At 42.6% G+C, this 7253-nt stretch carries 6 protein-coding genes, 1 tRNA gene and 1 pseudogene; 2 read left to right on the top strand and 6 right to left on the bottom strand.

What is annotated here, in order from left to right; all coding sequences use genetic code 11:
- Window positions 1-3: 3 nt before the first annotated feature.
- Window positions 4-80 (top strand) — tRNA-Met (locus FHS77_RS15230).
- On the opposite strand, the gene FHS77_RS16315 is transcribed toward FHS77_RS15230, so the two are convergent.
- From FHS77_RS16315 to FHS77_RS15265, 6 genes are all read right to left on the bottom strand, one after another.
- Window positions 37-1866, bottom strand: coding sequence for a recombinase family protein (locus FHS77_RS16315; RefSeq protein ID WP_246431375.1), 1830 nt, complete (start codon window positions 1864-1866; stop codon window positions 37-39). The two genes, FHS77_RS15230 and FHS77_RS16315, sit on opposite strands and share 44 nt — an antisense overlap.
- Window positions 1867-2357: 491 nt before the next feature.
- The gene (locus FHS77_RS15245) at window positions 2358-2681 is read right to left on the bottom strand and encodes a DUF6634 family protein (protein ID WP_184224784.1); all 324 of its coding nucleotides are present in this window, start codon (window positions 2679-2681) and stop codon (window positions 2358-2360) included.
- A gap of 144 nt (window positions 2682-2825) precedes the next feature.
- The gene (locus FHS77_RS15250; RefSeq protein WP_184224785.1) at window positions 2826-3695 is read right to left on the bottom strand and encodes a hypothetical protein; all 870 of its coding nucleotides are present in this window, start codon (window positions 3693-3695) and stop codon (window positions 2826-2828) included.
- Between the two features lie 711 nt (window positions 3696-4406).
- A complete protein-coding gene (locus tag FHS77_RS15255) occupies window positions 4407-4736 on the bottom strand; it encodes a hypothetical protein (RefSeq protein WP_184224786.1) in 330 nt (109 codons plus the stop codon).
- A gap of 534 nt (window positions 4737-5270) precedes the next feature.
- Window positions 5271-5870 (bottom strand): hypothetical protein, encoded by a 600-nt coding sequence (locus tag FHS77_RS15260; protein ID WP_184224787.1) that lies wholly within the window; start codon window positions 5868-5870, stop codon window positions 5271-5273.
- A gap of 304 nt (window positions 5871-6174) precedes the next feature.
- Entirely contained in the window at window positions 6175-6801 is a 627-nt protein-coding gene (locus FHS77_RS15265; RefSeq protein ID WP_246431374.1) for a substrate-binding periplasmic protein, read from the bottom strand.
- 47 nt (window positions 6802-6848) lie between these two features.
- Here FHS77_RS15265 and FHS77_RS15270 point away from each other — a divergent pair.
- Window positions 6849-7253 (top strand): annotated as a pseudogene (locus FHS77_RS15270) (transposase); the annotation flags it as partial.

The raw sequence follows: 7253 nt of genomic DNA on the forward strand, positions 1-7253 counted from the left end.
TATCGCGGGGTGGAGCAGCCCGGTAGCTCGTCAGGCTCATAACCTGAAGGCCGCAGGTTCAAATCCTGCCCCCGCAACCACCGAGACTTGTAACCTATCCCAAATCTTCTTCTCTTCAGCCAAATACTTGTTAAAGCGGTTCATAAACTGAATTCGGTCATCGTGAGTCTTAAACTTCCCTTCAGCTCGTAGTCGGTAGAAATCCTCGAATCCCCGCTTATGATGAATTTTGGACTGCTCTTCCCATGCAGCCATGGATGCCATGATCGAAGCCAGGCGGCCATAAATAGTTAGCTCTGCGCGTGCGTAATCAGGGGAGGGGCTGATAATGACCTTTTGTATCATCTCGCGTACCATTTGGAACCAAGGCTCGTTGCTTGGGTCATTACTGTTTTTTAAAACGTAAACCACGGCTTGACTAATGGCGTTCATCATCATGCCATTTATTGTGCCTGTTGGCTTTGATGTGGTGGTGACAGGTAATGAATCCAGGTTCTTTTGTAGCGCGGCGCGATTAACCTCATGCGTGTCGATCATATCGTTAACTGCAGGAATTGGTGGACGACCCTCAGATGCTCGTATCGCGAGTTGTTCCATGAGGTGACGCTGCTGCAGTTCGATCTTCCTGATGCTAGATAAAAGCTCTTCCCGTTGTTTGCCGCTTTGTTTATGGCTTTGCTTAAATTCACGATCAAGGTCTTTTTGTAATCTATCCATATTGGTGATGGAGAGTAAACTTTCAGGAAATGCGACCAGTACGCGGTCTTCCAGTTCTGATCGCAATATGGTCTTGCTGTTGGTACAGACGATGCCGCCAAGCATATCAATGGGGAGTTTCTTTTGGCGGTTGGTGCAACCATAACGACCCTTGCCCATTATGGCATAGGGGCCGCCGCAATGGGCACATTCCAGTAGGCCACTGAGCAAATATCGCGGTCGATGCGACTTGTTCAGCTTGTTTGTGGTGGTTCTCGAGAACAGCTTCTCATTTTCTATTTGTCGTTGTTTAACCCTTGCCCACAACTGATCGTCAATAATCCTTAGCTCCGGGACTTCTTTTATCTGCCACACGGCCTGATCATTGATGGTGGAGGTTCTGGTTTCGGTGAGTGGGTTCTTTTTGTAGCTGTTTCTGTTCCAGAGCAGCCGACCATTATATTGAACATTATTGAGAATACCGCTACCGCGATTACGGTGCCCGCGAATGGCCGTATCACGCCATTTTATGCCTCTCGGACCTGGGATATTTTTTTTATTGAGCTCGACAGCCAGTGCCGTAGGGGACTTCCCGTTGGCATATTCTTGAAAAATCCAACGCACGATCTCAGCTTCTTTACTTTCAATCTCACGCAATCCCGGAATACGCTCACCCTTGACGTCGTATTCTAATTTGACACGGTAGCCATAAGCCAGGCCACCGGCAGCTTTGCCCTGAGCAATGGTCTTCTTCATGCCTTCACGTGTTTTAACGCGGATATCCTGAATAAGCTCGTGGCTGAGAACAGCTCGTATCCCAAGCTCCATGTCAGAAATTGGTCCGTTGCCTGTGACAGTCCAGAGTTCAATATTGTTATAGCTCAGGTTTTTAAGAATGCCTGCGCTATGCTCCACATCACGCGAAATACGATCAACACTGACACACAGCACAATTTCGATATCTCTGCGCTCAACGCGATTGAGCAGAGCTTGGATTCCGGGGCGTGTTTTGAGTTGTGTACCGCTAATGCCACTATCTTTATAGACTTCAACAAGGTTCCAACCGCGCTCAGCAATCATCCGCTGGCCTTGTTCGATTTGCGTTTCGATAGTTAATTCATTTTGTCTGGTGGTAGAATATCGGGCATAGAAAACAACGTTTTTGGTCATGAAATATCCGTTTCTTTAATGATTTATGGATTGAACTGAGTGGTCATAATAATCGTAAGAAATAGTGTTAATAGATTAAGTATAACCTGAGTTTTATATGAAGACAATATCCCGCAATTTTGCTTATTGCTGTAACGTCATGAAAACATTGATTAAATAATGCTTTTATAGTCTCTATAACGACGATTCATTACTCAATATTTTTGTTGCAGAGTTCTGTGTGAATGATTCAGTTTTCTATATCTTTGATTCAAAACTCTATGTGAGCGTTGCAGTTCACTAAGTTTTTGATTCAAAGATAAACGCCGTTTGCAGAGGAGGGCTCAATCCATTTTGGGACAAACAGATGCTCTTGGTTGGTCCTGCAATTGAGATATGTAACCTGAATCCACGTGGTTTAGCTCGTTATCGTCATGCATTGGACCAAGGCAGAGGTCTTCCCCACCTTGGTTATGTGTGTTGGTATCAAATCTTAGATGTTAGATGGCGGACTAGCGCTTGAATGGTTTACCCAGTTTGTAAAATCTGCTCAATGTGCGTGCCCATCCTTCATCTTTATTCAGCAACCAGAGTTGTGACGTGATACCGTTCGGGATCAATCCACCAAGCAGTGGATGATAGTGAAATGTGCCGGTAAGGCAGGGGCTGTAACGCTCTGATTGTCGCCAGTCCTCAATCAGCGGCGCTTGTTCAAAGTCTTCATCTGTTGGACCGTTACCGTCGAGGAATGCTTCCATGTCCGTTACGAGTGCTTTGAGCAGGCGGATATAGTTGCGAATAGTTGCTTCATCATATTGGCCGTCTTGGATAATCATTGGTTGTCCTTATTTTTGAATACAAAAATCATTCACACCTGCTGTGGCAAGTATGGCTTGAGGTTCGCACATGGGGTCCACGCGAAGGGTTCGTATGTAAAAATGTGGGCTGCTAGAAGCAGCGTCTCCCTTATAGGGAGATATTTAACCAGTTACACTTGGCCTAAATTCTAAAAACTCAACACGAACTGTGGTCGGTTTTATTGTTTCCGATTGTCCGTTAGGTGCTATGCATTCTGCAATTGCATTGTTTTTTTGATCCATACGCTGAAGCAGAGTAAATGTGCTATGCGCCAATATGTTTCTTATATCTTTTACCGCTTGTGCTGCACCGGATACACATAAGAGATCATCAATATTTTGAAGTGGCCAAAAGTGTTGTACAGCAGCATTGGGCATTTTACTTATATCGATCAGTGCCAGTTCAACCGTGTCGGTGCGTTTACAAATATTTTTTTGTGCTAAATAATCCGGCAAAACCAGTGCTGCGGCCATCATTTGGTGTTTGAGTTTTTGAATGTCACTTTCAGCCATCATGGCAAAATCTCCGACCGAGCCCATTAATACTGTGCTGCTCGGTTCATGAATGCCCAGAATGCTTGGTATGTAAAAGTCGCCCGATAAGTCATTTCTATCGAAGGTAATGATCTCAAAATCAGGGTTTGGATGTGTTTCGATAATTTTAAGAGCAGTTTTTGTCACTGGAAGTTGTGTGGGGATGTTGCAGTAATCGATCATGGATGAGTGGGCAATGATGACGGTCAGTGCTTCCTGAATTAAATCAAGATCATATCGATTGGTTATTAAAGTAAACTGCTCAAGCCAGATGGCATATTCTGCATCACCTGTTCTGGCTTTAAATGTTTGATTGCACCATATCCCGATGGCTGTCTGCTTCGCAGCAATTGAGGCTCTGAGTTCATTGTAGAGCGTATCTGTATCGATATCTGTGTATGGTAACGAATGACGTTGCCGGCTCGAGCCAGCATGTAGATGATGGTCACAGGTTGTCAAAATACGTCTCCTGCAAAAAGCACGCAAATTTCACAAGACAAAGCTTGGATGACTTCACGGGAAGCCATTTAAGCTTCCGGTGAAACATAAGCGTGCGATATCAATCCTGGTCACAAGGGTAATGATCGCGAGATTGGATGAATATGGATTGGAAATTGCGGGTTTAAGGCTTAAATCAATAATTCAACAGATTGAATGACTGACACCTAGCCTTTGCAGGTGTTCACAACACTAGTCAGGTGCTTCCATTCGATGATGAGAGACATTATACTTGGTCATAGCCGTTCCTTTGTAGCGAGGGGTTCTGGTCAGGCTCCGTATTTGTGTTCGAGCACTATGCGGAGCCGTTTATCTGTTCAGATGTTGAACTGCCAGAAATATGACAGGACCAGCAAAGACCGGCAAGGCCCCTCAACACAAATAAATGTGGGACCTTTTACTGAAGAATTTCCTCTAATTTTTATGAACGCGAAAACACACAACTGAAAATAATGAAATCATCTTGAAATTATGCTCTAAAACCCACTTTTGCATGGACACTATATTTTTGATTCAAAACTCTATGTTTTTGTTGTTTTAATAAGAAGTAATGTAGGGAATAAAGCATGTTTTAGAAAAAAGTACTTTTAGAATTAAAGCAAAATGACACCAAAAAACATGAAATGAGACATCTATAAAATTTAATGGAAAGCATTAATTCAGAGCACTCAATTACTGCTCATTAAGATGAGGTTTCCGTCTAAATTGCCAGTTGGATTTGGTATATTTGTCGATGAGATCATCAAAGACTGAGGCACTGATAACTTTATTAAAGCCTTGGCTTTCTAATTGGTTGACAGCGTCAGCGATAAAGCCATTCAAATCGAGTAATTCATTTTGTTCGTAGAAGTGTTTGCACAAATAATAGAGTGCCACACGTGCACTATCATTGCGATCGGGCTTGCGCTCCGCTTTGGACCGTTTACGAGCTTGTTTCTGGCACACACGTTGCTTTTCTAAGCGGATAAGTTCTTTTAAACATTGTTGAGTAATTCTTCTCACAGGTTGGTATACATAGCGTGAGCTCGAAAAGCTGTCGGCGCAAGTACTTCATCATCAGCGCAAACGCCGTTTGTCATTGAATCAAAGATCTTGAACTTTGAATCAATGTTGTAGAGTTTTGAATCGAATTTACGTAAATTATTTTAATTTGGAGCAATGTACCCGCAACTTTAAACGCCTTGCGCGCAATTGAGTATAGTTTGGTGGGAAGCTGTACTACTGTGCTGACACCTTAAGATGATGCAGTACGAATTATTACGTTCAATTTGTGATTTTCATGGCCATTTTTTAAAATGCAAACGGTGTTTGACATTGAAACAAAAACATTGAGTTTTGAAACAAAGTTATAGGGATTTGAATCAAAATTACATAGATCGTTTTATGCTTAGATAATATGCGGAAGTTCTCGTATGTATAACCACTCCATCTATTCAAGGTCTTATAGGCATGAGCATTGGTAAACTGGGTATATCCAACCCAAGAATTATGGGCATTAAGATAAATCATGTTGTGTTTATTAGTGCTAAAGAAGTTCTAGGTTATCACATTGAATAATACTGAAATCCAAATTATTTGTGAGAAAAGTGCGGCAAGAGCATAAATTTTGTCATAAAATTCTGAACGGGCAACTAAGCCGCCAATCGCTCCGGAGATTAGTAGGAATTGGCGTATTGGATAAGCAATCCCATAGTGGTCGTAGTATTGCTTCCCTTTTACAACTGTGTCTACGCTGTCGATGGCGAATAGAACAAGTAATAAGATGTAAAACCCTGTCCTTCTTTTTTGAAAGTAATCTTTAAAGCCATTGTATTCGGTGATTTTATCTGGAAATAGCATTGCTGCCAGCATAACAAAAACGATTGAATACGAAATAAGTAGGAAGTAAAGTGAAAAATTCCAAGTTTTAATCTGTGATAGAGCAAATTCAAACCACCAAAAATGAAGGATAAACAAAAACACACAGATTACCCAGGCAAAATGCACCAGATAAATTTTCTCTTTGCCGGGATGTTGTATGTAACGCGTAGCCCCAATCACCAAACGCGCTACGCTGAGCCCTAAAATCATGCCAATAATAATGCGGATATGCACAAATACTTCATGAGTTATCGGTGCTAGTAGTTCATTATTCATTGTACTTCCACTTGTCAGTGTAGGGCGAGCTGATAAAAATCGGCCGACTAGATATTATTAGCACAATCCTGCTCGCAAAAGGTAAATACTAAAGCTAAACCTCACAAATTTCGCGGTCGGTTGTTTCAAAAACATCAAGAATGAAGCTATGGCAAAAGGTGAGAAGTGAGGGGGAGGACTATTAGGGTAGCCGATATGCAACATTAGGAAGTGAGAAAAAAATATAGCCAGTACAAGCATACTGATAGTGTGTCTGTTAGGCATTAATTTGAGCGCAATGATTAAGGATTTTGCAGTTTAGTCGTCATTGGCCATTTCCAAAGTATCGTGCACGCATGACTTCAAGGTCTCCGCTTTCTTGAGTGCCAACTAACTCAATTGTAAGTGGTCGTGTCAGCTTGCTTCCATGAGTGAGGCCAAATGCATATTTGTCTGGTTCAAATAATGGTCCGATCACGGAAATAGGTTTATAACTATTGGTATGAGCGTAATATTCCAACACAGGCGCATCTCCGATAATAGCTCCGATGTTCCCATTTAGGAGTGCTTCAACTGCTTGTTCTATATGTTCAAATTTCTGAGACTTCATGTTGTGTTGTTTTGCATAAACCTCTGACACACTTCCAGGCTGCACTCCGATGGTACGGTTACTTAGGTCGGCAACACTTTTAATTTGACTTGAGAGTGAAAGAGTTGTCATGACGCTTGTGATCGATGATGTGACGTAGGCTAGAACTGCGATACCACAAACGAGCCATACACCTTGGAATATGCGTCCGATCCAACCAAATAAGTTTTTACGAGCTGCTGGTTTTCCTGATGTTGCAACTGACATTACTGTATAAAAGCTCTCAGCAATGCCATCGCGCCAACTACGAGGGAAGTTTTTATCAAATTGACGATCAAAAAGAGTTTGACCTGAGCCCCGCAAACTCCTCCAGATTTTGGTAGAGTCCAATCCTTGGTAGGAGATGGACAATGAAACGCTCACGGTTTTCAGACGAACAGATAATCGGGATGATTAAAGAGCAGGAAGCGGGAACGCCAACTGCACAAGTGTGCCGCAAATATGGGATTAGCAGCGCCAGTTTTTACAAATATAAAGCCAAATTTGGTGGCCTAGAGGTTTCCGATGCGCGTAAACTGAAAGCATTGGAAGAAGAAAATGCCAAGCTAAAAAAGCTGCTGGCCGAGACGATGCTGGATAATGCTATTTTGAAAGATGTTGCTGCAAAAAAATGGTAACGCCCGATGCCAGGCGAGACGCAGTTGTTCGTGTTTGCCAAGTGTATGCCGTGAGCCAGCGTCGGGCGTGTGCCGTTTTATGTGTTGATCGATCAAGTGTGCGCTATCGTCGTAAGCGGCCTGATGATGCGCATATTC

The sequence above is a fragment of the Paenochrobactrum gallinarii genome (assembly GCF_014205685.1).
In the GTDB taxonomy this organism is placed as follows: domain Bacteria; phylum Pseudomonadota; class Alphaproteobacteria; order Rhizobiales; family Rhizobiaceae; genus Paenochrobactrum; species Paenochrobactrum gallinarii.

Coding starts and splice junctions, on each gene's coding strand:
- FHS77_RS15260 (WP_184224787.1), bottom strand. CDS start 5,870: ATGAATAATGAACTACTAGCACCGATAACTCATGAAGTATTTGTGCAT.
- FHS77_RS15245 (WP_184224784.1), bottom strand. CDS start 2,681: ATGATTATCCAAGACGGCCAATATGATGAAGCAACTATTCGCAACTAT.
- FHS77_RS16315 (WP_246431375.1), bottom strand. CDS start 1,866: ATGACCAAAAACGTTGTTTTCTATGCCCGATATTCTACCACCAGACAA.